This window comes from Kangiella marina (genome assembly GCF_039541235.1).
Classification (GTDB): Bacteria; Pseudomonadota; Gammaproteobacteria; order Enterobacterales; family Kangiellaceae; genus Kangiella; species Kangiella marina.
Genome location: NZ_BAABFV010000002.1, coordinates 647380 through 673866, shown reverse-complemented (window position 1 = coordinate 673866; position 26487 = coordinate 647380). Strand labels below are relative to the sequence as shown.

Genomic DNA, 26487 nt, shown 5'->3' with positions numbered 1-26487 from the left:
TCTCTATACTGCCTCTTTAACTTTTTCTTCAAAATTCGATTGCTTCTTCGTCTTTGCAGTTAAGTGCCTTACCGCTGAAGAAGCATCATTACAATGTTCCGCCGGAAGCAATTTGCTGTGCTCAAACCAGCTGAGTTTATTGGCCAGCGCTGTTACCTCACCAATAACGATGATTGATGGCGAAACAACCTGATGTTGTTTCACCAGTGATGGTAAATCCTGCAACCGTCCTGTCACTACCCGCTGCAACGGCAAGGTTCCATTTTCGATCACTGCAATCGGCGTATGGCCAGCGCGACCATGCTTCATTAATTGTTCGACCAATACCTCATTACGCAACAACCCCATATACACGACAACGGTTTGCTGCTCTCTCGCTAAACTTTTCCAGTTGAGCGTATCTTCTGATTGCTTACAGTGTGCGGTAATGAACATCACTGTTTGCGAATGCTCTCTGTGCGTCAAGGGTATACCCGCATAACTCGAACAGCCGGATGCTGCTGTAATGCCGGGAATTACTTCGTAGTTAACTGAGGCAGCTACTAGATGTTCAAGTTCCTCACCGCCACGGCCATAAATAAAAGGATCACCACCTTTTAGACGCACCACCGATAATCCCTGTTGCGCATAGTTAACCAATAGCTGGTTTGTCTCTTCTTGCACTACGCTATGTTTTTTTGCTCTCTTGCCCACGTTAACCAAAGTCGCATCACGACGCACTAACTCTAAAATAGCCTCTGACACCAGCGCATCATGCAACACAATATCCGCTTTTTGTAAGACTTTCAGCGCTTTTAAGGTCAGTAACTCGGGATCGCCCGGACCTGCACCGACAAGATAGACTTTGCCTCTATCGTCCGAAATACCTTCATAAGTCGCCACTGTTTCATCAAAGTCACGACTTAGGGTGTCCGGCTTCTCGATAGCATTTTCAATGTACCACTCTGAAAACGTTCGCTTAGCTTTTAAGTCTCTAAATTTTTTTTTTACTTTTGGCCTAAAATCTTTTAGCCGTTGCAATAAACCTCCTAAATTATTAGGCAAGATCCATTCAAGCTTTTCACGAATTTTACGCGCCAATACCGGCGACACGCCACCCGTCGATACCGCCACCAATAATGGAGAGCGATCAACGATTGCTGGCATGATAAAAGTGCTTAACTCAAGATCATCCACCACATTAATCCATATATTGTGCTGACGAGCTAAAACACTGACTTCACGATTAAGTGCGTTATTGTCAGTCGCAGCGACAATGAGGTAATTCCCTTTCACCAGCGATTCATCAAATGGCTGCTGATATAAAGTGAGCTGATGCTCTTTTGCTAACTCTCGAACTTCCGCATTAAACTCTGTGGCCACCAAGCTGACTTTAGCATGCGCCTTGAGTAAGCTTTTAAGTTTACGTGACGCGATCTCCCCACCACCCACAATGAGGCACTGCTGCTCTTGAAGTCGAACTGTTATTGGGAAATATTCCATAACGCTAACCACTGACCGTTTAGATGGCTATATCTAAACATTTATCCCCCTTTAACCAGAAATAATCTTTCGTCGCTTCCTTATAACTCAATGGAATAAGAAGGTTGCTTTTAGCCATCCATACGTATAACATCGGCTCTTTAAGGGGTTACAGAAAAATACCGTTATGAAGTTACAGCAGCTTAACTACCTGATTGCCATTGCTGATAATAATCTAAGCATTACTAAGGCAGCAGAGAAATTATATACCTCTCAACCAGGTATCAGTAAACAATTGCGCTTATTGGAAAGCGAGTTAGAAACCAAGATTTTCGAGCGTAACGGCAAACAGCTGGTAGGAATCACTGAACTGGGTGATGAAATACTGAATCGTTCTCGTAAGATCGTGCACGAAATTAATCACATTAAAAATATCACCAGTGTTGCGAACCAAAGCGACTCAGGAAACTTTTCTATTGCGACGACCCAGACCCAAGCACAATATGTGTTACCTAAAGTCTTTGCGAACTTTCATAAGCGTTACCCCAATTTAACCATTGATCTCCAGCAAGGGACTTCTGATCAAATTTTAACTCAGCTACAAAAACAAGAAGTGGATTTTGCCATCGCCTCTGGCAATATCGATCTAGGCGCTAATATCGTTAAAATCCCTTGCTTTCAGTGGGATCGGACCATTCTGTTCCCTCATGAGCACCCACTAGGCGACCTGAGAAAAATCGAGCTAGAAGATCTTGCGAAGTACCCTATCGTCACCTACCCCTTTATTGGTAGCGCCAAGAACTCAAGCCTTACCAGCGCTTTCAGGAAAGAAAAGCTGGAGCCCAATATTGTATTTACAGCGCGCGATGCTGACGTTATCAAAACCTACGTCCGAAATGGGTTTGGTATCGGCATTATCGCAAGCATGGCTTTTTCACCACAGCAAGATAGGGACTTACTGGGTTACTCGACCAAAGATATATTACCTCGATGCACAACTTGGTTAGCTTTCAATAAGAATATTTTTCTCAAAAAATACATGAAAGACTTTATCAATTATTTCGCGCCGCACATAACGAGTGAGCAGTTAAGTCAATATATCCATCAAGACTATACCTCTTCACTACAGCTGGCGAATAGTATTGAGGAGCGTGAAAGAGAAAAACCACTCCCGATGCATCAGATGTGGCACATCTAGCCGACATATAACCAATCAATATAAAGACCAACAAAGGCAGCCCTAGAGCTGCCTTTTTATATCACTATCCACAAATACTGTACTCGTCTGTTAAAGACCTGACAGCGTATCGACATGTAACCCACACTCACGAACTAGGCCACCAAAACGAGTATCCTCTTCTGACATGTCCTCGGTGATGGGCGTTGTGCTGTGTGTATCACCAATCGAGACATAGCCTCTGTCCCATAGAGGATGATACGGGAGTCGGTGTTTTTTTAGGTACTGGTGAATGTCTTTATTGCTCCAGTCGATAATCGGGTGGACCTTGATACGCCCTTTAAACGCCTGTACTACTGGTAGCTGATTTCTGGACTGAGATTGCTGGCGGCGCAGCCCAGAAAACCAAGTGCTAACGCCCAACTCATCAAGAGCTCGCTCCATAGGCTCAACTTTATTGCGCTGATTGTAAGCTACAATTCCCTGCTTACCCTTTTCCCACTCCTTACCATAACGAGCCTCTTGCCAAGCTGGACTTAGCTGACTTCTATAGACCTTCAAGTTTAAGTCCAACCGTTCGACTAGCTCATCAACAAACTGATAAGTTTCTGCAAACAGATAGCCGGTATCGACCAAAATCACAGAAATGTCAGGTTTAGCCTGCGTCAGTAGATGTAAACTGACTGCAGACTGGGCACCAAAACTTGATGCTAGGGCAAAGTTATCGGGCAAGTGTTGCAGAGCATACTCAATTCGCTCCTGCGCACTAGAGTGCCCTAACTTTTGGTTGACCTGCTCAACCCAAGATTCATTTAGCAAAGACATCAATACTCCATTACCTTGCTAGAAGCTGTGAAAGTCTGCGCCATTATGAACCGCATTGACAAAGCCTTGTCGAATCACAAAGTCGCCGAAGTGTTCGCCAGAGTCACGCTCAGCAGCATAAGCCTTAAATAATGGGTCCAGTGCTTCAAGGATTTGCGCCTCGTTAATATTTTCACGATACAGCTTGTTAACACGATCGCCTTGGTGGCTCGCGCCTAGGTAAAGGTTATATTTTCCAGGCGCTTTACCGACGAAACCAATCTCACCTAAATAAGGACGTGCGCAACCATTTGGACAACCCGTCATTCGAATATTAATCGGCGTGTCCGCAATACTGTACTTTTGAAGTTTTTCTTCAATCAAATCCATCAAGGTTGGCAAGTAACGCTCCGCTTCGGCCATCGCTAAAGCACAGGTCGGGAATGCAACACAAGCCAGCGAATTTAAGCGTGTTGGCGTTTCAGTTTGACCAATACTGATGCCGTGCTGCTCGATAATTTTTTGTATGGTGTCTTTATTATCGTCAGAAACATTGCTGATGATAATGTTTTGGTTTGGTGAGCAGCGAAACTCACCATCATGGATATCGGCAATAGCCCTAAGTCCACTAAAAGTCTGAGACTCTTCGGTATCTTTAATTCGCCCACTGTGAATGTACAGGGTCAGATGCCAATTGCCATCATCGGTTTGTGTCCAGCCGTAGCGATCACCATTATGCTCAAACTCAAATGGTTGTTCTGGTTGTAAACTATACCCCAAGTATTCGGCCAAGATGTCCTTGAAGCCATCGACAGTCAAGCGGTCGACCGTATACTTCAAGCGCGCTAACTTACGCACTTCACGATTACCATAATCACGCTGAACTTTTAAAATATTTTCAACCACAGCGATGGTGTTTTCGGGCTGACTAAACCCAATAACTGTCGCAGCTCTTGGGTAAGTGTCTGGGTCATTGTGAGAACTTCCCATACCACCGCCGACAAGGATATTAAACCCTAATAATTTATCTCCATCAGCTATTGCTACCAGACCGATATCGTTCGCATAAATATCGACATCATTATAGGGTGGAACCGCGATGGCAATTTTAAACTTACGAGGCAAATAGGTTTTTCCGTAGATGGGCTCTTCAGAAGTTTCGACCTTTTCTCCATCTAACCAAATTTCATGATAAGCATTAGTGCTGGGCAATAGGTGTTCACTGATCTTCTTTGACCATTCATAAACCTCTGTTTGAAGCTTTGAGGTTTCATACAACGGGTTAGCCATGACATTGCGGTTTACATCACCACAAGCAGCAATTGAGTCGACCAAAGTCTTATTGATACCAGCAATGGTATTTTTTAGATCACGCTTAAAAATGCCATGCCATTGAAACGTTTGTCGTGTGGTTAAACGCAAACTGCTGTGTCCATACTGCTGAGCGATATCAGACAAAACCTTATACTGCTCTGAGGTCGCAATCCCCCCCGGTAAACGTGCACGGATCATAAATGAATACAAAGGCTCAAGCTTTTGTTTACGCCGCTCAGCGCGCAAATCACGGTCGTCCTGCATGTAAGAGCCATGGAATTTAATGATCATTTGATCGTCATCAGCAATCGCACCAGTGACTTCAGCCTGTAGGCTGTCCTCTAACGTTCCGCGTAAGTAATTACTGTTAACTTTTATCGTTTCTACTTCAGAGTGACGCTCTGCATCGTATTGCGTTGGTTTTACTTTGCTCATTAGTAAATATCCCTCTGGTAACGATTATCTAACTTCAATTGCTTTAAATACTGCTTCGCTTGCGCTTCGCTTTTACCACCTTGGGTTTGAATAATGCTTAACAAGGCTGTTTCGACATCTTTTGCCATACGGTGCATATCCCCACAAACATAAAAGTATGCACCTTGCTCTAACCACTGCCAGACTTCTGCCGACTTCTCCAATAGCTTTTGTTGCACATAAACTTTATCGCCATTTTCAGCGTCTCTTGAAAAGGCCAAGTCAAGCTTAGAAAGTGTTCCTGATTTTAAGTAACTCTGGATTTCAACCTGATAAAGAAAATCTGTATTAAAATAAGGGTTACCAAAGAACAACCAATTCTTTCCCGCATTATCGGTGGCATCACGATGCTGTAAAAAGGCTCTAAACGGAGCAACCCCTGCACCTGGCCCCACCATAATGATCGGTTTTTCGCCAAGCGGTAGCTTAAACTTTGGATTTTTCTCGATAAAGATACCAACGCCATCACCTTCCTCTAAACTTTGCGTTAGAAAGTGACTGGCTAACCCATAGCGCTGCCCCAACCGATTGCTTGTGACAACATGATTTAAGGTCAGATGAACGTCATCAGGCGTTTCTTCTAAGCTTGATGAAATCGAGTAAAGCCTGGGGTTAATTGGCTTTAGAAGATCGACCAACTGTTGCGCCGTGATAGTAGGTTTAGCAAGATGAAGCAAGTCCACAAACTGGTGGTTTTCTATAAAACCGCCAAAATCTTCGTCATGAATTTTCTGCAACTCGTCATTGGCTGATATTTCTAATAAAGATTTGACTGACTGCTTATTGACTAAAGTCAGTTCAGCTTTTTCAGTTAAAAAACTCTGTAACGTGGTTGGCTGGCCTTTGTAAGTGACACTTTCAGAAGCCTCCAAACTCAGTAAGCTTAACACCTCCGCAACTAGCTCAGGCTTATTGTGTGCAATAATCCCTAGTGAATCACCCGGTTCATAAATAATACCTGAGTCCGAAATATCAATTTCCACATGATAGGTTTCTTTCGGTGACCCTTGTCCGGTAATACGTTGAATCGTTTCCACTGTCGCGGTGAACGGATTATTTTTATCGTAAACTTGCTCAGAAGATTCGCTTTGAACCGCCAGGGTATTTACCGCGCCATCAACTACGCTGCCGCTCATCGAGCTTAGGTAATCTTTTAAAGAGGCTGTTACCTGAGTCACCCAAGCATCGGCCGCTTCGTCATAATCAACGTCACACAGCACCGGCTCCAGCAAAGCCACTGAACCACTATCAGCTAAAGCTTGCTCAAAATCTTTGGCCGTTTGGCAGAAAAACTCGTAACTGGAGTCGCCCAGCCCCAACACGGCATGCTTAACATCATCCAGTTTGGGTCGCTTCTTAGCACCTTTCTTGCTGGTTAAGGCTTCATGGAATTCGATAGCATCATCCGGAGGCTCGCCCTCACCATGTGTCGAAGCTGCCACCAACACCGCAGAATAATGAGTAAGTTCTTTAACCTTGATATCCAGAGAGGATTTCAAGATTGTTTCGATACCATTGGCTGATAAACTTTGTTCAAGCTTCTCAGCGATATTTTGCGCATTTCCTGTTTGTGAGGCGTAAAGTACCAATACGGGTTTTGTTTGCGTCGCCTCATCTGTTGCCGTAACAGCTGATGTTGCGACGGAACTCGACGAGACATCGACACCTGTCCCCTTTCTATGGTCTAGCAGCCCCATACAATAGCCACTGAGCCAACTCAGTTCTTGAGTATTTAGGTTTTGTATCTTGCTTATCAGCTCTTCACCAATAACTTTACTGGCTAAGCCAATAGGTTGTTGTTCTTTCGCAGTCACATCACTAGGTCTTTTAATCACTATGACCGCTATTATTGGCGTATAGACGTCTATTCTCTACAAATTAACCACTATAAAAGTATGCGATATGGTTATAAGGACTCTTGAGAAAGCACGGAAAGTTATATGGACAAAAAAAGCCCCGCAAAGGGGCTTTTAATGGAATGAAGTATTTATGATGCAGCGCTATTCTCTAGTCACTTTATTATTCTCGTTGCTATTTTCTACTTATTTCTAATCGAGATAATTCCTCAGCTACTCGACGAAAGCTCGTTCAATAACATAATCACCTTGAATCCCCATCTTGGGACTGATCTCAAAGCCTTTGTCATTCAGTAACCTCGATAAGTCATCAAGCATCGCTGGACTGCCACAAATCATGGCACGATCGTGTGCAGGATCAAGTTTATCTAGGCCTAGTGTCTGCTCAACCTGCCCTTCCTCTAAGGCATGGGTTAAACGCCCCTGGTTTTGATAAGGCTCACGAGTCACCGTGGGGTAATAAAATAGCTTTTCTGCAATCATGTCACCAAGGTATTCATGGTTTGGCAGATCCTGCATGATCATTTGCTGGTAACACAGTTCGCTGACATAGCGTACACCATGACACAGTATCACTTTATCGAATTTCTCATACGTTTCAGGACACTGGATAATGCTCAAAAATGGTGCTAAGCCTGTACCCGTAGCGAGTAAATATAAATTACGACCATTCTTCAAATCATCAACAACTAAAGTACCCGTAGGCTTTTTACTGACCATAACTTCATCGCCAGGCTTGAGGTGTTGCAAACGAGACGTTAGAGCACCATCAGGCACTTTGATGCTAAAAAACTCTAACTTTTCTTCGTAGTTTGGACTCGCAATGCTGTATGCCCGCATCACCTTCTTCCCACCCTCAAGGGGTAGACCGATCATAATAAACTCACCATTTCTAAAACGTAAGCTTTGATCGCGCGTGGTTTCGAAAGTAAATAGGGTGTCATTCCAGTGTTTTACTGATAGTACTTTTTCAATATTCAAATTACTCATGAGTTCCACCATTCGGAGGATTTGCCCGAATTATATAAGAATAAATATTATTTGCAAACGGTTCTCAATAAGGTGAGCATACTTTTGTCATAAGCCAGAGTTATCCGAGCCTGTAGCGCCTCCTTTAAGTATAACCGTTGGGCGACTTTACGATATTTATATTGCCTTTGCAATATTATTTATGCAACAGATGGCAGTGCTCGTTTCCCCAGACTGTGGCAGATGGCATAAGTGAGATCAGCACGATTAAGCGTATAAAAGTGGAAATCACTAACCCCTTCTTTGACCAACAATTTTACCTGTTCAATCGCAATATGTGATGCAATCAACCGGCTAGTATCAGGGTCATCCTGCAACCCTTCGTAGACCTTATACATCCAAGAAGGAATATCAACCTGAGTAAACTTGGCGAACTTTTGTAACTGTGGAAAGTTAGTCACCGGCAGAATGCCAGGCGTTAAGTCAATCGCAAGCCCCTCCGTAGTACAGTCGTCACGAAAACGTAGAAATTTTTCGGCACTGAAAAAAAACTGGCTAATGGCACGACTGGCACCTGCGTCAATTTTACGTTTAAGATTCTGTAAGTCTGCCGTTGCACTTTCTGCTTCAGGATGAACCTCTGGATAAGCAGCAACGCTGATTTCAAAGTCATGCAGTTGTTTTAATTTAGCAATTAAATCTGTTGCATACTCAAAGTCGCCAGGGTTCGCATCATCACCTAAGTCGCCTCTTAGGGCGACGATGTGACGTACCCCTTTTGACCAGTAGTCTTCAGCTATATGCTCTATTTCAGCTTCTGACGAACCTATACAGGTTAAGTGAGGGACTGCAGTCAGCTCTGTTTCACGAATGATTTTAGTGATCACGTCATGCGTTCTCGAGCGGGTGCTTGCAGCAGCACCGTACGTCACTGACACAAACTCGGGGCTCAAAGGCTCAAGTTTTTTAATACTTGACCATAGTGTCTGCTGCATGTCTGGAGTATTCGGTGGGAAAAACTCAAAGGAGACATTAACCTTACCGTTGAGATCCGCGATCTGCTGATTCAAAAACTCAGCAATTCGGGCCTCCTCGTAAGAAGGTCTTTCTTTAGCAGAACGAATAACCGGTGATGACATTAGTGCCCCCTCAACAAATCGCATAAATCATTTAGCACGCCACCCGCCGTAACTTCTCGCCCTGCTCCAGGGCCTTGAATAATTAATGGATTGTCTTTGTACCATGCACTAACAACCTGAAACACATTGTCGCAGGGGTTTAGTGACGCAAAAGGATGTGACCTGTCGATAACCTCAAGTTTAAGCGACAACTTTTCAGGGGACAGCGTTGCGATATAACGCAATAAACCGTCGCTCTCATTAGCTCGATCTAATAACGCTTGATAATACTCGTTGATGGCAGATTCCTTTTGCCAGAATGAACTCAGTTCCCCCTCTAACAAGTCATCAGAAATAGCCGGCTCAAAATCCTCAGGCGCATCCTCAAAGCCAAGTTGCTGGGCTAAAATACGGATTTTGCGGATGACATCATTACCCGATAGATCCTCACGCGGGTCTGGCTCGGTGTAAGCATTGTCTTGAGCGACTTTTAATAATTCAGTGAATGGTTTAGAACCATCAAACTGACTAAACAACCAAGACAGCGATCCCGAAAATATACCACTAAGCTCTTCAATCTGATCGCCCGACTCATACAAGTTTTTTATGCATGCTTGAATCGGTAATCCCGCACCAGCCGTCGTATTCTTTTTCCAGATCCGCCGGTTATTGGTAAGAACTGAGTCCACTTCTCGAGCAAACTGTTTGTCCGATGCCGCGATTTTGTTTGCAGAAATAATATGCCACTTATTGTTGGCAAACTCTTTATAACGTTCTGATATTCCTTTACTGGCGGTAGCGTCAACGATAATCAGCTCACGACCAGCATATTGCTCAAGCCAGTTAAAAATTTGGTCATTAGAGTTTGTCTCTGCAATGGTTAACTTTTTATCGATTTCAGACAAGTCCAGACCATTAGTATCAAAGATAAATCGCTGGCTATTAGCAACAGCAAGTACCTGCAACGTGCGGTTTAAACTTTTCCCTAATCGCTCTCGACCATGATGAATAAGCTCAATAAACTTTTTCCCAATATTACCGAAGCCAAGGACAACAATCGGCACGGTTGGCTCTTGATGGAAGAAGCTAGTGTGTAGATCTTTGAGTAAACACTTTGCATGTTCATCATCAATGATGACAGATAAACTATGACTGTTATTAGGATAATGGATTTCCTGAGTATCAAATGCACTGAGACGTCTAATAAACCGCTCGATGATACGTTTATCTTGGCGTATATTTTGACCCACTAGAGAGATCAATGTCATATTAGACAGTAGCACTGACGGATAATGCTGCATTGCTTTTATTGCCGAGGTGACGGCAAAAACATCACTTTTCTCGATATAAAAAGTCAATTTATGCTGTGTAATATCGTAACCATTAACATAACTAGCAATACTTTTTTCAGCTAACTTCTTTTGAATTCGACGGGCTTGTAATTCATCAATTGAATGAACACAGACTTTGTGAAGTTTCTGTTTAAAAGTAATGGTTTTGACGCGATTAGTCGGTGTAATGTCTTGCGACACTAGGGTTCCAGCTTTATCGGGATGATTAAAGCTTTTAATGTGAACACTCCCTTTATAAGACAGTAAAGGAAGAACGGTTTTTTCATGCAGTACATTGGCTCCTAGCTCGGACAATGCCTGTGCTTCACATAATGTTAAGCTTTCCACCAGTAAAGGAGTCGCAATAACTTTTGGATCAGCGGTGTAGATACCGTTAACGTCAGTCCAGATCGTAATGCTGGGGGAATTAATTAAATAGCCTAAAGCTGTCGCCGAGAAATCGCTTCCGTTCCTACCCAGTGTGGTTTTTTGAGCTTGTGCGTCTAATGCAATAAACCCTGTAACCACGAAAATGCTATCAGCATGAAGATGGTACAGTTGATCTAGTGCCGCGTCAGCAAAAGCTTGATCAAAGGGGTATTGATAAGTATCGGTGTTTAACTTTAAACATCGACAACTGTCAATCGCTTGCGCTTTGCATCCCTCGTTATTTAATAGATCCGACAAAATCAATGATGACCAAATTTCACCATACGATAATATGTCGCTTGATGAGTGCTTATTGATACGCGCTGCTTCTTCAATCGTTTTGATATCAGACTTAATTTGATGGAGTATTGTTTGAGAAAAACGTGCTTCTTGCTGTAGCTCTGAAAAATACTCAGCTAAGATACTGCCATCAGGAACTCCTCCCTCAATTAACGCCAGCAACCAATTGGTGACGTTACCATTGGCAGACACTACAACCATGTCGCCTGGCTGTGCTTGAGTTTTTAAAATCTCTAACACGGCATTTATTGATTCAGAGGTAGCAAGACAGGTGCCGCCAAACTTGTGGACTTTATGCCCGCCCGTTGTGTAGCTTCTTACGGTGTTATCCGTAACATCACACACGGTCTCAGCTGCTATATGCTCATCAGCCATGACTCACCTCCTTTTCAAACTTTGAGTCAACAGACGAAACTTTGGCAAAAGCATTGCTTAAGTCGCCCAGCAGATCTTCGACCTCTTCAATACCCACTGATACTCGTAATAGCCGAGGCGTAATACCCGCCTCTAACTGCGCCGCCTCGTCCATCGCCGCATGAGTCATGGTTGCGGGGTGACAAATTAAGCTTTCAACACCACCCAGAGATTCTGCCAAAGAAAAGAGTTTTAGCTCTTTAATAAAGCGGCCTAAGGTTTGTTGATCAAACTGAGTGGTAAAGGACAGCATCGCACCAAAGCCTTTTTGTTGCTTACGCGCAACTAAATGCCTCGGATGGTGCTCAAGCCCCGGGTAGTAAACCGTTTCAACCAAAGGATTGTTGTCTAAAAACTCGGCTACAGCCTGCGCATTTTCTTCGTGTTTTTTTATACGGATGCCTAGTGTTCGCACACCACGTGTCGTAATGAAACTATCAAACGGCGACGCTGTAATCCCGATACAATTCGCCCACCAAGCAACTTGCTCATAGAGTGTTTCACTTTTAGCGATCACAGCACCACCCACAACATCGCTGTGACCATTAATGTACTTGGTGGTTGAATGAATCACTAAGTCTGCGCCAAGGCTTAGTGGCTGTTGCTGAATAGGCGATAAAAAAGTATTGTCGACAACCTTGATAACGTCATCTCCGGCTTGCACACATAATTTTTCAATATCGACAATTCGCAACAGAGGATTGCTCGGTGTTTCAATCCAAACCATTCGTGGCTTTTCTTTGAGCACCTCCACGTAGGCGTCATAGTTACCTTGATCGACAAACTGCACACGGCAACCACCTTTCTGAGCTAACGATGTGAATAAGCGGTAAGTTCCGCCATAACAATCATGCGGCACAACGACCAAATCACCAGGCTCCAGTAACTGTGTTACTAGGTGAACAGCAGACATTCCGCTAGAGGTAATAACTGCTCCTGCACCCCCTTCTAGCTCTGTCAAACAATCGGCTAAAACATCACGTGTCGGATTCCCTGAGCGACTGTAGTCGTACTTTCTAGGACTCCCCAGCCCTTCAAAAGTGTAATTACTCGATAAGTAAAGTGCAGGAGTCACCGCACCATATTGCTCATCCGTTTCGATGCCGGCTCTAACAGCTTGCGTAGCTTGTTGATGGCTCATCATTTTCTCCTAAAATCTTTTTCAATAAACTTGTTAATTGCTGACATTCTTTTAAAAATGCGTCATGGCCATAAATAGACTCAAGACGATAAAAGTGGGATGTTCCTTTGACCTTATGCGCAAGCTTGCGCATCGACTCATAACTAACAAGACGATCTGTAGGAACTGCAATAAAGTGACACTCACTAATGATTTTGCACGCATCTACCCGGTGTGAATCTATCGAATCTAGCAGGGATTCGTACCGAGGAATGGTATTTCTATTGGCGAACTTTTCCCCTTGATGACTCAAGTAGCTATAAATAGTTTTTTCGTAACCGACCACGGATTTACTGGGTTGCAAAAACACAGGATCCGTAAATTGCGTATCAAAGATTTCATCGGTTCGATAGAACAGAATAGATAGTTGTCGAGCTAACGATAACGCTTGATGCTTTTCTTGTGCGTTACTCGCTAGCTCAAAAATGCCTCGTTGAATCGACCGAATCGCACGAGCAGTATGGGTACTTTTATCGCTCGCAGAAATACAAATAAGCTTTTTCAATGCTTCAGGGTATTGTTCTGCATAGCTCAGCCCCACCATGCCGCCATAGGAGCTGCCAACAATAGTAATTGCTTTATCGATTCCTAAAGAGACCAACAGAAGGTTAAGAATGCATGATTGATCAGCAGGCGTGAGATTAAATACTGAGCTATGACCGTCAATTGTTTCTAACTTTAGTGCGCCCAAATAATTTAACGAAATGACACAGAATTCATTGGTATCAATTGCTTTCTCGTTTCCAACGAGTTCGTCCCACCAACCTTTAGCTCTAGCATCGTGTGCCGCATCTTCAGTTTCAATCTTGTCCCCATCAATCAGGTTCCTGCTGGCGCTGATTCCTCCCAGAACGACAATCACTGGCTTGTCCAAGCTTCCATACACAGAATATTCAATCCCAAAGGGCTCAATCACATTCCCTGTAGCTAGACGTACTGATTCCGTGACAGCAATACGATCCAGCACAGCTGTCACAGGCTGGGGACTATCTTTAGTTGTAGTGTGGCTTAACGTCGTCATCAGTATCACTCAGTATTAATATATAACCTTATGGAATATAAGTGTTTTTTCGCTTATGATATGCACTCATTGTGTGCAATGAACTTTGCAAAAACACAGAGCATCTAAATATTTATACGTTTAGACGTCTAAACGTATATGCATAATAACGCCATGACGATAAAAGTCAAGATGTTTAGGCGTCTGAATATGTGTATAATTTTTGCTGACTAATTAACTTCGAGGTGAACATGAGTAAAAAGTGGAATGGGGAATTTATTAACCCCTATGTGGAGCATGGTGAGAAAAAAGATAAAGTTAAAAAAATAACTGTCTCCATCCCCTTTTCAGTACTGAAAGTGCTGACCGACGAACGCACTCGCCGTCAAGTCAACAATTTGAGGCATGCGACCAATAGCGAGTTATTATGTGAGGCTTTCTTGCATGCTTATACGGGGCAACCTTTGCCAACTGACGAAGATCTGCAAAAAGACAAAGATGATTATGTAAATGAGATGATCGAGCTCAGCAAAAAAGTCTCTGCATCCGAGTAAATCTTTTTACAATCGGTGATGGTGATTAAGCTGAGTCGACGATAAAGTAAAAGACTTCTTCCATGTGTGTCTTTGCTTCAAAGCGCTTCTACAAAAAAGGCTCCATCAGGAGCCTTTTTATTGCAGTGTGTTGAGATTAACCTATTTACTTGGTTGCTGGTTTAACAAACTTTAGTGTCATCCGGTCACTTTCGCCAACCTCAAGATATTTTGCACTACCCTCTTTTCCCAAACGCAAGCTTGGTGGTAACGTCCAGACACCCTTTGGGTGATCAGCTGTATCTTTAGGATTTGCATTGATTTCGGAAGTTGCAACCAATTTAAAACCTGCTTCCTGTGCAACATCAATCACAAACTGCTGATGCATATAACCACTTGAGGCTTTCTCATCTTGCTCCTGAGATTTAGGCAAGCGGTGCTCAACAACACCTAATACACCGTTAGGCTTCAATGCTTTATACATTGCTTTAAAACTATCTACCGTTGCTTCACGGCCATTACGCAACCAGTTGTGGACGTTCCTAAAGGTCACGACAGCATCAGCAGAGCCTGCTGGAGCTATATCATAAAATTTAGGCGGCTGGAAAGTTGTTATTTCAACATTACCGTAAATTTCAGACTCAACGTCCATTTTACGTTCAAATTTAGCGCGACCATTACGGTAATATTCAACGTCACTGTTTGGATCAAAGTGAGCAGCATAAAGTTTACCTTCAGGCCCAATGTAAGGAGCTAGGATTTCTGTATACCAACCACCGCCTGGTGCTATTTCGACCACAGTCATACCTGGCTTAATTCCAAAAAACTCTAATGTTTCCTTAGGGTTACGGTATTGATCTCTTTGTTTATTTTTATCAGAGCGATGCCCCGAGGTAAGTATTTCTTCCCACAGACTAATCCCATCTGACTGATCGACTACGGCATCAACAGAAGCTTTTATTTCCTGTTTCACTTCCGTTTTAGCTTCTGCCTCAGCCTTGCTCTTCTTCTCTGCTGCGTCAGTGCAGCCAGCGACCAATAGTAAAGCTAAAGTGCTGAATGTCAGTTTTTGCATGATTTGACTCCTAGTGACTTCTTAAAAGATGTATTGACTAGATGTTGCTCTTTACGTCCGACTGTATAGTCTTAGCGAAGTTAACCATCTTTTCAAGGGGAATCAGTGCTTTTTCGGCTAAAGCTTGATCTACAAAGATTTCCTTATCTGTTCCTTCAAACACCTCTGAGAGTACGTGCAGAGCATTCATCTTCATCCAAGGGCAGTGCGCACAGCTGCGGCAAGTTGCACCTTCACCGGCGGTAGGAGCAATGATCAGCTCTTTATCAGGTGCCTTCTGTTGCATCTTGTAGAAAATCCCTTTGTCAGTGGCAACAATCATTTTCTTATGAGGCAGTTCATTAGCGGCCTTAATAATTTGTGACGTCGAACCAACAAAGTCTGCTAAATCAACCACACTCTGCGGAGACTCAGGATGAACCAGTACAGCTGCATCTGGATGCAATGCCATGGTCTGCTTCAATGCCGTGGTTTTAAATTCATCGTGGACAATACAAGCGCCTTGCCACAATAGCATGTCAGCCCCAGTTTGCTGCTGAATATAACGTCCCAAGTGCTTGTCTGGGCCCCATATAATTTTTTTGCCTTCGCCCGCTAAATGATCTAAAACATCCACCGCAATACTTGAGGTAACGACCCAGTCAGCACGCGCCTTGACCGCGGCCGAGGTGTTGGCATAGACCACTACTTCACGGTCAGGGTACTGATCGCAAAAACGACTGAACTCTTCGATCGGACAGCCCAGATCAAGTGAACAAGTAGCCTCTAACGTTGGCATTAAAATTCGCTTCTCTGGGCTCAATATTTTGGCTGTCTCGCCCATGAACTTAACACCTGCAATGATCAAGGTATCGGCCGCATGACGCGCACCAAACTTAGCCATTTCAAGCGAGTCCCCCACGAAGCCACCCGTTTCTTCAGCTAAAGCCTGAATCTCAGGATCAGTATAATAATGCGCAATCAATACCGCATTATGCTGCACTAGCAAATCTTTAATCTTTGCTTTGTGACTGTCTTTTTGTTCAGGGCTTAATTCAAGCGGAGGTTTTGGAAATGGAACGTCAATGTCCACAGAGGTAATTACGTCGGTCATTGCTGCCAATAAGTATTAGATCGTTAGAGTATTATATAACACTTAACACCCAACTGATAAGGAATTCTTAGTCTACTGACTTACTAACACTAACACTTATCGTTTTGCACATCTGAAAAAAAGCGTCCGGAGACGCTTTTCATTGGAATATCATTCACTTATCGTAGCTTATCAACCAACTGGTAAAGTGGATTCAGTAAAGTTTGTCCTAATAAATAACTACGTTCACCCGACCAGCCTGTTTCAGCGTTAGGTAGGTTCGCGTTTTCTTTGAAAGGCATTTCAAGCGTGTAGGACAAGCACTTAAACTCTTCACCTACCCATGAATTAGCTACGGTTAAGTTTGCCTTACCCGGCTCATCTTTATCGTAACCATACTCATCTTGGAAGTCAGGATTCACTGCCATCAAAATTGACTTAAACTCTTCTTCCAGCGACTTCACTTCGTCAGAATAGCTTGGCACGCCCTCAGTTCCCGCAACGAAGACATAAGGCAAGGCTTCATCACCGTGAATATCTAAATAGGCATCAACACCTGTAGACTTCATCATTTCACGAACATGGTAAACTTCAGGGCTTTTCTCTAAAGAAGGGTTCTGCCACTCACGGTTCAAGTTAGCACCCGCAGCATTTGAACGTAAGTTGCCACGGTAACTACCGTCAACATTCATGTTAGGAACAACGTAAAGCACTGCCTTTTCCAACAAGCTTCGGGACAATGCATCGTTAGGATCAAGCAAACGCTCAACCAATCCTTCTGCGCACCATTCAGCCATGGTCTCACCTGGATGTTGGCGAGCCGTAATCCAAATTTTACGCTCTTTAGATTCATTGCCAATAACCAGCAAATCCATATCACGTCCATCAACAGTCTGCCCGATCACTCTATGCTCAGCAATATCGGACAATTGCGCTGCCTGAATCAGGTTCAAATGACGCTCGTAAGAATAAGGCTCAAAATAAGCAAAAAACATCGTCGCCTGCTCAAACTGATGCTTAAACTTTAATGTTTTATCTGCGGTAAACTCGGTATCGACTCTGAACCAGTACTGTCGATCATAAGATGCCACAACTTGATAGTTTTCCCAGCCATCAACATACGAGCAATCTTTAGCATTAAGAATTTCATAACCATAAGTCTTACCAGCTTCACCGTGCGCTTTGAAATGAAACCACTGCTTAAAATCACTGTTAGAATCCGTTCTCACATTCAGTGTAATGTTAGAAGGGTTGTCGGTTGATACTACTTCGATGTTGCCACTATCAAATGAACTATTAATTCTCATAAGCCCTCGAATATGCTTGTGCAAACTTTGAAAATGATTGAGACATGATAACAAAAAGGGGCCCATAAGGCCCCTTTGAGACTCAATCAAGCATTCTACATTTGTGGTGCCGGAATTGAAATACTTACTGTTGTTTTAAATGTTTCACCAGGTAAGTTCTCTGGCATTGCAGGGAAAGGTACTGAATCGAATAGTGCATTCATAACAGCATCATCAAGAATTTTCTCTCCTGAACTGCTAACTAAGCTACCTCCGACTAATTGGCCTTCTCTGTCAACTTCAATACTGATTGAAACATCACCATGAGTTTGCCCCTTTCTCGGTCTCATTAAAGACGACTTGCCATGGCGGCGTAAAATATCTTGCAGTGGGTATTCAAAGTAAGGCACATAGTGAGCGCCCAAAGCACTTGAATATTGATTCCTCATTTGCTCAATTTCTGCTTCAGTCGGCCCTTGAGCCTCTGCTTCTTTTTGCTGCTCAGCCAATTGCTGCTTAGCTTCCTCTAGCTCACGTCTTAACCGCTCAGCCTCTGCCTCTTCTTCAGCTTTTTGATTTGCCTCTGCTTGCTTTTTTTGCTCTTCCAGTTGCTTCTGTTGTTCTTCAAGTTTCTTCTGCTCTTCCAAAAGCTTCTGCGCTTCAGCTTCACGCTGTTTACGCGCTTCTTCTTCGCGCTGTTGGCGCTCTTCCGCCTCGCGCGCTGCGATTGCTGCTTGGTCGAATTTAGCAATACGCGCTTGAGTAGGCTGAGTTGCTTGGAAACGAGCGACTAAGTCTGAACGTTGCGCACCTGAAATATCGCCCAGAATCGCATCTTTAAACTCCGAACTGGGTGGTCTTTCCCCGACCCAAGTCCGCAAGATCAAAGCGAAAGCCTCTGGCGCAGTGCGCCCCACTTCAAAGCCATTGATGCTAATCACGGTAGCATCTGAAGGAATTAAATCGATAGTTATCGAGTCACCAGTGACTAAATCTTGATCCATCAAAGTAGCAAAGTCTCGAACGGACTTAGCATTAGCAAGAACATTACTTGCTTCATTGTTATTTTTGATGCGCTCAATCCAGAATCGCTTCAGTCGACGTCCTGATAAGTTATCAGCCAAAACCCTGATTTCCATGCGCTTTGCGCCTGGGGCAGTGACCGCTTCATCAGCATCATCAGTTTTGTTGGTTAGGTACAAACCATTTAAGAACCATTCATTCCTAAGCTCACTATGAACACCAAGCCCATTCAACTGCAGTGTAGAGCCTGCAACTGTCGTTTGCTCAGCAGCTTTGCTCATTCCGGTCAAACCCAAAAGCACAAGAGCAGCTGAGATGTAAGATATCATTTGAAAAAGTTTTTTCATTAGAGTGCAGCCATCGTTGTCGAACCAGTTATAATTGTCAAAAATTATGACACAGTTCATATTGTAAGAGTTTAACAGTTAATTGCAAGTTTGAATTACGGCCATAAAGTACTGATTTTTTAGGGTTTTTATTATACTGTTAGAAACTTACAAAAACACTTACTGTTAAAATATTAACCAATTCCATAACTATAATACCCCTTAACCATTGACCTTGACAAAGAAATAAGGCAATTTATCTGACCTCCTAGGTATTTCCAGATAAGTTTTGTTTATGAACGATACTATTCTTCTCGTTGAAGATGATGAAAAACTCTCGAGTTTGATTGCGGACTTCCTTCGCTCACATAATTTTAATGTGAAAGTAGAAAGCCATGGCAACCGTGCCATTGAGTTCATCGAGCAAAACCAGCCTCGTGCGGTGATTCTGGATGTTATGCTACCTGGTGCTGATGGCTTTACCATATGTCGTACCGTTCGCCCAAAATATCACGGCCCTATTCTCATGCTGACCTCATTAAGCGACGAGATCGATGAAATTGCTGGGTTAGAGAATGGCGCTGATGATTACTTAAGTAAGCCTGTAAAGTCGCATGTCTTGCTCGCTCATCTTCGTGCACTATTGCGTCGGATTGAGTCCGATGAGCCTCTGCAAAATCAAGATAAAATTATCAATGCTGGTAATATCGCCATCAATGCGCAAAATCGCAGTGTTGTCTGTGGCGGTCAAGAAGTTCACCTCACAACCGCAGAATACAACCTCCTTTGGCTATTGGCCGAACGCTCAGGAGAAGTTGTTAGTCGCGAAGAATTACACCGGAAAACCTTTAAACTTGAGTATGACGGTACTGACAGAAGTATCGACTTAAGAATCTCAAGGCTTCGCCGTAAGCTTGGAGATGACCCTAAATTGCCTTATATTATTAAGACGATCAGGGGTGAAGGTTATCTCTTAGCAATATAATGAAACGCAGCTTTGCTCTCCTAGCTATACTGGTGGCCGTTAACCTTTGCGGCTTTATAGCCATGTATTACGTTTATTTTCCTTGGATGGAAAAGCTTGATACCACTGAGCAGCAAGAATCAATACTCTCGGATATCCGTTTTTTAAACTTTAGACTGTCCTTGCTAGATTACAGCTACTCGCCACAAACGATCGCCAAAGCCGAGCACGAGCTAAACGTTAAAATCGTCGCAAAAACTCGTGAACAACTTGGTATGGAGCCAAGTAACTTTGAAGCACTAACGCAAAATCGTTATGGCATCAACATGGATAGACCCGAAGGTCCCCTAGCCTATCTTCTACTCAATGATAACAAAACCATTCTGACGGCTGGGCCTTACCCTAAAATTGATAACTCAATTCGGCTAAGAGATTGGCTGTTTTACTTGATTGTTCTCATGGTGTTTAACGCAATAGCTGTGCTCATTGTCTATCGTCATGTCAACGAGTACCTCAATGTGGCGATCCGAGCAATCCGAGAGATCGATCTGTCTGGGCTGCGCTTAAAACCGATTAAATCACCGCTCACAAATATTGCCGTGAACACGCCAAGAATTGTCAACCATATCAATGGCTTGAGCAAACAGCATCAGCAGAGCCTATACAACCAGCGAGACCTTATGCACGCCGTTGCACATGAATTTCGAGGCCCCATGGCAAGACTGAGCTTTGCATTGGATTTATTCGCGCAAACAGAATCAAAAGACCGGCAGCAAGAACTTAGCAGCGACATGGATGAAGCATTAAATGAGCTCGATGATTTGGTTAAAGAGGTGTTAGGCTACTCTCGACTCAAAGATGGTCGCTTCCCGCTAAAATTAGAGCACTTTGATCTGAAAGAAATCACCGCAGAAACCATAGAAAAAGTGAAAACCATTTACTCAGATAAGCAGTTTATACTCTACTCTGAGCCATCAAAATCTATTCCGCTCTATGCAGACTGCAACTTGATTGAACGGGTCATGATAAACCTGATACGAAATGCAGCTCGCTTTTCTAACAAGCGAGTTAAAGTGGCCTTAATACGTTTTAAAAATAGCATTGAAATTCGAGTAGAAGATGATGGCCCAGGGATACCTCCTGGTAAACGTACCCGTGTTTTCGAACCTTTTACACGACTAGATTTTAGTCGAAATCGAGACTCCGGAGGCGCTGGGCTTGGTTTGGCAATTGCAAAAGGGATCATTAATCGTCACCAAGGCACAATCTGGGCAGAAGACAGCCGAGAACTTGGTGGCGCCATGTTAACCATTCATATGCCTCTCAAACAAAAATCGCCGGTCATCGAAGCTGAAGATGCGCTTGAGCAGGATGATAGCGGTGAAGCCGCTAAAAAAAGTTCAGCCTTTGATAAGTTTAGAAAGAAAAGACGAAAAATTGACAAGCGTTAACTAACCGCTAACCAATCAAATCCTTTATCTTGTTCGGCAATAATTACGTCACCTAACGGCCAATCGATAGCAGTCGCTACTGACCTTTGAACTAAGTCAGGGCAGTTATTTTGCTCACTAATATGGCTCGCAATCAGCAGTTTCAAATTATCATCAATAATACTCTGTAAAAGCTTAATTGCTTGGCTATTACTCATATGCCCCAAAGGCCCGCCTACTCGTTGCTTTAGTGAGTAAGGGTATGGCCCATTCCACAACATGTCTTCGTCATGGTTACACTCGAGTAAAAGACCATCGCAAGACTTTAAAAGCTCAATAATTTCAGGCGTATAGGAACCCAGGTCAGTGAGTACAGCCAACTTTTTATCGTCAGCGTTGAACAGGTACTGGCAGGGCTCGCGGGCATCATGGGGTACCGAGATGGGCAACACATCAATGTCGCCAATGATAAAACGGTTAAACCCTTCTATCACCGAGTAATTGGATAACTTTCCACATTTACCAGAAAGCAGAGAACCACGGGTTGACCAGACAGGAATATCAAACTTACGACTAAGCGGCCCTACACCACTGATGTGATCTTGGTGCTCGTGCGTAATGAGAATAGCATCTAAGGCGCTAGGCACCACATTGAGACGCTCTAGCCGTTTAAGCGTTTCTTTTAAAGTAAAGCCACAATCAACCATGATCGTGGCTTCCTCTGTAGCGATGAGTGTTGAGTTGCCTTTGCTTCCAGAACCCAGCGAAGCGACTTTTAACACCTTACTTCTTGCCTCGCTTAGCCTTGCCACGCTTAAACTCGGCAGAAAACTCAGGATAGATTTTGGTGACAGTACTAGAATCTAACAACTCGCCTTCTGCACCATAAAAACTTAAACTAACACCACCCGCATTCAACTCGGATAGTTTTATTTGATAATTGCCGGGTTCAAGATCAACTTTTGCAGTGACCTCATCATCGCCAAACCAAGACCAGAAGCCAGTCTCAGGCTCATTCACTTTGAAGTAGTAAGTCTGTTCCGAACGATCTCTATCCGTCACTTCTAGATTCAATGCTTCAAGCACGCGAGGCATTTGATCCCAAACCGCCAAGAATTCACGCTGGCTAACTAGCGCCAAGGCGCCTTGATCGTTATAACCTAATTCGACCTCGATTTTGGCTTCTTGCAAAATTCGAGCTCTCGCTTCACGCGTACGCTCCGAGTCATAATATCCAATAAAGTAGTTCAAAAACTGTTTTGCGACTCGGCTGGAGGTGTCAACATTAACCCATTTATCATTAATTAATTGTTGATATGCTTCATGCTGTGCTTGAAGAGCAACTTCGTTCGGCTTGGTTTCGACAATAGTTAAAGCAAACTTATGACGCTCCCCTTCGAGCGAATAGGTCCCTAGATGCTCCGCTACTTTATTGTCATCGTCATCACTAATCCAGTTTGTCTTAACGGAACTAGAGGTTGGCTCTTGATGACTCATTTGTTGCGAATCCATAAAGCGGACAACATAGCTTATTAGTTCTTCGCTACTAGAGCGTACCCAAACAGTTGGCTCGGCCCTTTCTTTATCTTCCCAAACACCATCACCTGCCACTAACAGCAATTGAGGTGGATCAAGGCTTAACTTCTTGCCCTTAGGCTCGCGTTGGGTAATGACTAAACCTTCAGGAACACGATAGCCATCATTGACCTTAACTTCTGAAGTTTCAGGAGGAAGCTGTAAGTCTGGGCCGTGCTGACTGCGCATATAGCGGTCATCAATATCTTCCGTACCGTCCGTAGTTGCGCACGCTGCTAGCAATAAGGCCGAGCTAACTGATAAAGAAATAATTTTAATTGTTCTAAGATAATTCAACATTCGCCTGTTCCAATGCTTCGATAACTTGTGAGTGGAAACTTTGATCCAACTCTGTCAGCGGTAACCGAATACCGCGACCCATTTTATTCATTCGATAAAGCGCCCATTTTACTGGGATAGGATTTGCCTCTAAAAAGAGTTTTTCATTTAACCCCATCAACTTATCGTTTATAAGAGCTGCTTGCTTCCAGTTTTCTGCAGCAGCGAGTTCGCACATCTTACTCATCAAGCCTGGCGCAACATTCGCTGTTACCGAAATCACACCGTGACCACCAAGCTTCATAAAGTCGTAAGCCGTTGCGTCATCGCCACTTAATATGCTGATTGGAGCTTCAAACAGTCGATTTAGTTCCGTAACTCTAGTGACATCACCTGTTGCCTCTTTGATAGCCACAATATTATCCAGCTTCGCCAACTGAGCAACCGTTTGAGGCTCTAAATCTACCGCCGTTCTACCTGGTACGTTGTAAAGTATGATAGGTAGATCGCAAGCTGTAGCTACGGCTTTGAAATGTTCGTAAAGTCCTTTCTGAGAAGGTTTACAGTAATATGGCGTCACCACTAAGGCACCATCAACACCCAGTTTCGCGACTTCTTGGGTCAGTTTTATGGTTTTGTCAGTGCTCATCGCACCGCTGCCAGCAATTACTTGGATTTTGCCAGCAGCTTGTTCGACAACGGCTTTTATCGAAAGAAAATACTCTTCTTCCGTTACCGTGCCTGACTCACCCGTGGTCCCCATGACAACGATGCCTGAGGTGCCCTGTTCTATATGCCAGTCGACCAGCTTGCGTAAAGCCTCTAAATCAAGCTGACCAGCGTCAGTCATGGGCGTCACGATTGCTACAATACTGCCTGAAAACATCTTTAAATCCTCTAATTACGCGTCGCTATGTTAGCCAGCAATAGCGGTAAACACAACCTAAAAACGAAAAATCAGTGGGATAACTTGCGACAATAAAAATTCTAACGTAAAGTGATATCAAAGGTGATGATAACGTTCATCTGACTTCAATAAAAGAACGTTATTGTTGTTAAATATCATTAGATTGGGCTGCTATCTCAACAAGTTGCTCAATAAACAAACAAATAGTATAAAAAGCATACAGGAGGCTGAACTTGAGCCAACCGCAGCTGAATAAAAAAGCTCCGAATTTTGATTTACCCGCTACAGGAGATCAAAACCTCTCCTTAAAAGATTTTAAAAACAAAAACCTCGTCATTTATTTTTATCCGAAAGATAACACTCCAGGCTGCACCACCGAAGGCCAAAATTTCCGTGATTTATATAAAGAGTTCCAAAGCAACGACACAGAAATCCTTGGAGTTTCTCGTGATAGTGTTCGAGTTCATGAAAACTTTAAGAAAAAACATGAGTTTCCTTTCGACCTATTGAGCGATAAAGAAGAGGACATGTGCCATGCCTATGATGTCATAAAACTTAAGAAGCTGTATGGCAAAGAATACATGGGTATCGAGCGAAGTACTTTCTTGATCGACAAAAGCGGTAAGTTGCGACAAGAGTGGCGCAAAGTAAAAGTTAAAGGTCACGTCGATGAAGTTCTAGAAGCTGTAAAGTCACTCTAATATAGCTTTATTTTAAGGAGCCTAAAGAAGGAGCCCAAATGGTAAAACCAAAAATTGATGGTAAACGTCTTTTTGTTTTAGATACCAATGTGCTAATGCACGATCCTACCGCCCTCTTTCGTTTCGAGGAACATGACATACTTATTCCCATGGTAGTCCTTGAGGAGTTAGATGCCGGTAAGAAGGGCCTCTCGGAGGTGGCCCGAAATGTTAGGCAAGTCAGCAGATATCTCGATGACCTTCTCTCAATCGCCGAGGATGACAAAGATCCGATGAAAGAAGGCATTCCAATCGGGATGCTCCCACAAATACAAGACGCCTCAAAACATGGCAAAATTTACTTTCAAACCAAAGATCATATCGATCGTCTGCCAGATTCACTTCCCAGCAGCAAAGCAGACAACACCATCCTTAATGTTGCTTTAGCACTTCAAGCCAAAAATGATGATAAAACCGTCACCCTTGTTTCGAAGGACATAAACCTTCGTATCAAGGCCAATATCGTTGGCGTACACTCCGAAGACTACTACAACGATAAAGTACTCGATGATGTAGAGCAGCTACATACCGGCTACTACGAACTGCCTGAAGACTTCTGGGATACCCACAGCCGCGATATCGACTCATGGCAAGAAGAAGGCCACACCTTCTACAAAATTAAAGGCCCATTGGTTAGTGAATGGTTCATCAATCAGTGCCTTTATCAACCCAGCGATAACTTTGAAGCCATTGTCAGAGAGCTCGAAGATGCTGAAGGCGACCACCCTACCGCTTTAATTGAGCTGCTGGTCGATTACCGCAACGATAGTCATAATATCTGGGGCATCACCGCGAGAAACCGTGAACAAAGTTTTGCGTTGAATCAACTGATGGATCCAGAGATTGATTTCGTCACTTTACAAGGTCCTGCCGGTACCGGTAAAACCTTATTAGCCCTTGCTGCTGCTTTGGAGCAAGCGATTGAAATGAAGCGCTATAAGGAAATTATTGTCACTCGTGTCACGGTGTCCGTGGGTGAAGATATCGGCTTCCTGCCGGGAACTGAAGAGGAGAAAATGACGCCTTGGATGGGCGCCTTGATGGACAATCTGGAGGTGTTATCACCCACCGATAATGATGAGTGGGGCGTTGCCGCAACTCACGACCTACTGAGAAAGTGGATCAAAGTGCGCTCCTTAAACTTCATGCGTGGCCGAACCTTCCTCAATAAATTTATCATTATTGACGAAGCGCAAAACTTAACCTCGAAGCAAATGAAAACTTTGATAACACGTGCAGGACCTGGCACTAAAGTTGTGTGCATGGGGAATGTTGCTCAAATTGATACGCCCTATCTTACCGAAACGACTTCAGGTATCACCTTTGTGGTGGATAGGTTTAAAAACTGGAGACACTCAGGTCATATTACGCTTAAACGCGGTGAGCGCTCACGCTTAGCGGACTATGCTTCCGAGTTACTCTAATAAACACTTACCTTACAAAACATTAG

At 43.5% G+C, this 26487-nt stretch carries 22 protein-coding genes; 6 read left to right on the top strand and 16 right to left on the bottom strand.

What is annotated here, in order from left to right:
- Window positions 1-3 precede the first annotated feature (3 nt).
- Window positions 4-1482 (bottom strand): siroheme synthase CysG, encoded by a 1479-nt coding sequence (gene cysG, locus ABD943_RS11330; protein ID WP_345293298.1) that lies wholly within the window; start codon window positions 1480-1482, stop codon window positions 4-6.
- A 166-nt stretch (window positions 1483-1648) separates the two neighbouring features.
- Between cysG and ABD943_RS11325 the strand changes: the two genes are divergently transcribed.
- Window positions 1649-2659 (top strand): LysR substrate-binding domain-containing protein, encoded by a 1011-nt coding sequence (locus tag ABD943_RS11325; protein WP_345293297.1) that lies wholly within the window; start codon window positions 1649-1651, stop codon window positions 2657-2659.
- A gap of 90 nt (window positions 2660-2749) precedes the next feature.
- Here ABD943_RS11325 and ABD943_RS11320 read toward each other — a convergent pair whose 3' ends face one another.
- The 8 genes from ABD943_RS11320 to ABD943_RS11285 all read right to left on the bottom strand — a co-directional run bounded on the left by ABD943_RS11320 (window position 2750) and on the right by ABD943_RS11285 (window position 13848).
- The gene (locus tag ABD943_RS11320) at window positions 2750-3463 is read right to left on the bottom strand and encodes a phosphoadenylyl-sulfate reductase (protein ID WP_345293296.1); all 714 of its coding nucleotides are present in this window, start codon (window positions 3461-3463) and stop codon (window positions 2750-2752) included.
- 18 nt (window positions 3464-3481) lie between these two features.
- Window positions 3482-5191, bottom strand: coding sequence for an assimilatory sulfite reductase (NADPH) hemoprotein subunit (cysI, locus tag ABD943_RS11315; protein ID WP_345293295.1), 1710 nt, complete (start codon window positions 5189-5191; stop codon window positions 3482-3484).
- Entirely contained in the window at window positions 5191-7065 is a 1875-nt protein-coding gene (locus tag ABD943_RS11310; RefSeq protein WP_345293294.1) for a diflavin oxidoreductase, read from the bottom strand. Before ABD943_RS11310 ends, cysI begins: the two co-directional genes overlap by 1 nt.
- 234 nt (window positions 7066-7299) lie before the next feature.
- Window positions 7300-8076 (bottom strand): ferredoxin--NADP reductase, encoded by a 777-nt coding sequence (locus tag ABD943_RS11305; RefSeq protein ID WP_345293293.1) that lies wholly within the window; start codon window positions 8074-8076, stop codon window positions 7300-7302.
- A gap of 179 nt (window positions 8077-8255) precedes the next feature.
- Window positions 8256-9194: a methylenetetrahydrofolate reductase gene (gene metF, locus ABD943_RS11300; protein ID WP_345293292.1), complete on the bottom strand. Its 939-nt coding sequence runs from the start codon at window positions 9192-9194 to the stop codon at window positions 8256-8258.
- Entirely contained in the window at window positions 9194-11608 is a 2415-nt protein-coding gene (gene metL, locus ABD943_RS11295; protein WP_345293291.1) for a bifunctional aspartate kinase/homoserine dehydrogenase II, read from the bottom strand. The genes metF and metL overlap by 1 nt, the downstream gene beginning before the upstream one ends.
- Window positions 11601-12788, bottom strand: coding sequence for a cystathionine gamma-synthase (gene metB / locus ABD943_RS11290; protein ID WP_345293290.1), 1188 nt, complete (start codon window positions 12786-12788; stop codon window positions 11601-11603). The genes metL and metB overlap by 8 nt, the downstream gene beginning before the upstream one ends.
- Window positions 12757-13848 (bottom strand): alpha/beta fold hydrolase, encoded by a 1092-nt coding sequence (locus tag ABD943_RS11285; RefSeq protein ID WP_345293289.1) that lies wholly within the window; start codon window positions 13846-13848, stop codon window positions 12757-12759. Before ABD943_RS11285 ends, metB begins: the two co-directional genes overlap by 32 nt.
- Before the next feature lie 230 nt (window positions 13849-14078).
- Between ABD943_RS11285 and metJ the strand changes: the two genes are divergently transcribed.
- A complete protein-coding gene (metJ, locus tag ABD943_RS11280) occupies window positions 14079-14381 on the top strand; it encodes a met regulon transcriptional regulator MetJ (RefSeq protein ID WP_345293288.1) in 303 nt (100 codons plus the stop codon).
- A gap of 145 nt (window positions 14382-14526) precedes the next feature.
- On the opposite strand, the gene ABD943_RS11275 is transcribed toward metJ, so the two are convergent.
- From ABD943_RS11275 to ABD943_RS11260, 4 genes are all read right to left on the bottom strand, one after another.
- Complete coding sequence (locus ABD943_RS11275; protein ID WP_425559472.1) at window positions 14527-15435, bottom strand: class I SAM-dependent methyltransferase; 909 nt, start codon at window positions 15433-15435, stop codon at window positions 14527-14529.
- A gap of 37 nt (window positions 15436-15472) precedes the next feature.
- Window positions 15473-16528, bottom strand: a complete 1056-nt coding sequence (gene nadA / locus ABD943_RS11270) for a quinolinate synthase NadA (RefSeq protein WP_345293287.1) — start codon at window positions 16526-16528, stop codon at window positions 15473-15475.
- Between the two features lie 158 nt (window positions 16529-16686).
- The gene (locus ABD943_RS11265; RefSeq protein ID WP_345293286.1) at window positions 16687-17814 is read right to left on the bottom strand and encodes a M14 family metallopeptidase; all 1128 of its coding nucleotides are present in this window, start codon (window positions 17812-17814) and stop codon (window positions 16687-16689) included.
- 95 nt (window positions 17815-17909) lie between these two features.
- Entirely contained in the window at window positions 17910-19097 is a 1188-nt protein-coding gene (locus ABD943_RS11260) for a TonB family protein (RefSeq protein ID WP_345293285.1), read from the bottom strand.
- Between the two features lie 340 nt (window positions 19098-19437).
- On the opposite strand from ABD943_RS11260, the gene ABD943_RS11255 reads away from it, so the two are divergent.
- Both ABD943_RS11255 and ABD943_RS11250 read left to right on the top strand, forming a co-directional pair.
- A complete protein-coding gene (locus ABD943_RS11255) occupies window positions 19438-20127 on the top strand; it encodes a winged helix-turn-helix domain-containing protein (RefSeq protein WP_345293284.1) in 690 nt (229 codons plus the stop codon).
- Window positions 20127-21557 carry a sensor histidine kinase gene (locus ABD943_RS11250; RefSeq protein WP_345293283.1) on the top strand — a complete coding sequence of 477 codons (1431 nt, stop codon included), beginning with the start codon at window positions 20127-20129 and terminating at the stop codon, window positions 21555-21557. The genes ABD943_RS11255 and ABD943_RS11250 overlap by 1 nt, the downstream gene beginning before the upstream one ends.
- Here the strand turns inward: ABD943_RS11250 and ABD943_RS11245 are convergent.
- Genes ABD943_RS11245 through dapA form a run of 3 tightly spaced genes read right to left on the bottom strand, consistent with a single transcriptional unit; the run spans window position 21554 to window position 24276 of the window.
- Window positions 21554-22318: an MBL fold metallo-hydrolase gene (locus ABD943_RS11245; RefSeq protein ID WP_345293282.1), complete on the bottom strand. Its 765-nt coding sequence runs from the start codon at window positions 22316-22318 to the stop codon at window positions 21554-21556. The two genes, ABD943_RS11250 and ABD943_RS11245, sit on opposite strands and share 4 nt — an antisense overlap.
- Window position 22319: 1 nt before the next feature.
- The gene (gene bamC / locus ABD943_RS11240; protein ID WP_345293281.1) at window positions 22320-23411 is read right to left on the bottom strand and encodes an NlpB/DapX family lipoprotein; all 1092 of its coding nucleotides are present in this window, start codon (window positions 23409-23411) and stop codon (window positions 22320-22322) included.
- Window positions 23395-24276, bottom strand: a complete 882-nt coding sequence (gene dapA / locus ABD943_RS11235; RefSeq protein WP_345293280.1) for a 4-hydroxy-tetrahydrodipicolinate synthase — start codon at window positions 24274-24276, stop codon at window positions 23395-23397. The genes bamC and dapA overlap by 17 nt, the downstream gene beginning before the upstream one ends.
- Before the next feature lie 254 nt (window positions 24277-24530).
- Between dapA and ABD943_RS11230 the strand changes: the two genes are divergently transcribed.
- Together ABD943_RS11230 and ABD943_RS11225 are read left to right on the top strand one after the other, a co-directional pair.
- Window positions 24531-24998 carry a peroxiredoxin gene (locus ABD943_RS11230; RefSeq protein ID WP_345293279.1) on the top strand — a complete coding sequence of 156 codons (468 nt, stop codon included), beginning with the start codon at window positions 24531-24533 and terminating at the stop codon, window positions 24996-24998.
- Between the two features lie 38 nt (window positions 24999-25036).
- Window positions 25037-26461: a PhoH family protein gene (locus tag ABD943_RS11225; RefSeq protein ID WP_345293278.1), complete on the top strand. Its 1425-nt coding sequence runs from the start codon at window positions 25037-25039 to the stop codon at window positions 26459-26461.
- Window positions 26462-26487 lie beyond the last annotated feature (26 nt).

Coding starts and splice junctions, on each gene's coding strand:
- cysG (WP_345293298.1), bottom strand. CDS start 1,482: ATGGAATATTTCCCAATAACAGTTCGACTTCAAGAGCAGCAGTGCCTC.
- ABD943_RS11325 (WP_345293297.1), top strand. CDS start 1,649: ATGAAGTTACAGCAGCTTAACTACCTGATTGCCATTGCTGATAATAAT.
- ABD943_RS11320 (WP_345293296.1), bottom strand. CDS start 3,463: ATGTCTTTGCTAAATGAATCTTGGGTTGAGCAGGTCAACCAAAAGTTA.
- cysI (WP_345293295.1), bottom strand. CDS start 5,191: ATGAGCAAAGTAAAACCAACGCAATACGATGCAGAGCGTCACTCTGAA.
- ABD943_RS11305 (WP_345293293.1), bottom strand. CDS start 8,076: ATGAGTAATTTGAATATTGAAAAAGTACTATCAGTAAAACACTGGAAT.
- metF (WP_345293292.1), bottom strand. CDS start 9,194: ATGTCATCACCGGTTATTCGTTCTGCTAAAGAAAGACCTTCTTACGAG.
- metL (WP_345293291.1), bottom strand. CDS start 11,608: ATGGCTGATGAGCATATAGCAGCTGAGACCGTGTGTGATGTTACGGAT.
- metB (WP_345293290.1), bottom strand. CDS start 12,788: ATGAGCCATCAACAAGCTACGCAAGCTGTTAGAGCCGGCATCGAAACG.
- ABD943_RS11285 (WP_345293289.1), bottom strand. CDS start 13,848: ATGACGACGTTAAGCCACACTACAACTAAAGATAGTCCCCAGCCTGTG.
- metJ (WP_345293288.1), top strand. CDS start 14,079: ATGAGTAAAAAGTGGAATGGGGAATTTATTAACCCCTATGTGGAGCAT.
- ABD943_RS11275 (WP_425559472.1), bottom strand. CDS start 15,435: ATGCAAAAACTGACATTCAGCACTTTAGCTTTACTATTGGTCGCTGGC.
- nadA (WP_345293287.1), bottom strand. CDS start 16,528: ATGACCGACGTAATTACCTCTGTGGACATTGACGTTCCATTTCCAAAA.
- ABD943_RS11265 (WP_345293286.1), bottom strand. CDS start 17,814: ATGAGAATTAATAGTTCATTTGATAGTGGCAACATCGAAGTAGTATCA.
- ABD943_RS11260 (WP_345293285.1), bottom strand. CDS start 19,097: ATGAGCAAAGCTGCTGAGCAAACGACAGTTGCAGGCTCTACACTGCAG.
- ABD943_RS11255 (WP_345293284.1), top strand. CDS start 19,438: ATGAACGATACTATTCTTCTCGTTGAAGATGATGAAAAACTCTCGAGT.
- ABD943_RS11250 (WP_345293283.1), top strand. CDS start 20,127: ATGAAACGCAGCTTTGCTCTCCTAGCTATACTGGTGGCCGTTAACCTT.
- bamC (WP_345293281.1), bottom strand. CDS start 23,411: ATGTTGAATTATCTTAGAACAATTAAAATTATTTCTTTATCAGTTAGC.
- dapA (WP_345293280.1), bottom strand. CDS start 24,276: ATGTTTTCAGGCAGTATTGTAGCAATCGTGACGCCCATGACTGACGCT.
- ABD943_RS11225 (WP_345293278.1), top strand. CDS start 25,037: ATGGTAAAACCAAAAATTGATGGTAAACGTCTTTTTGTTTTAGATACC.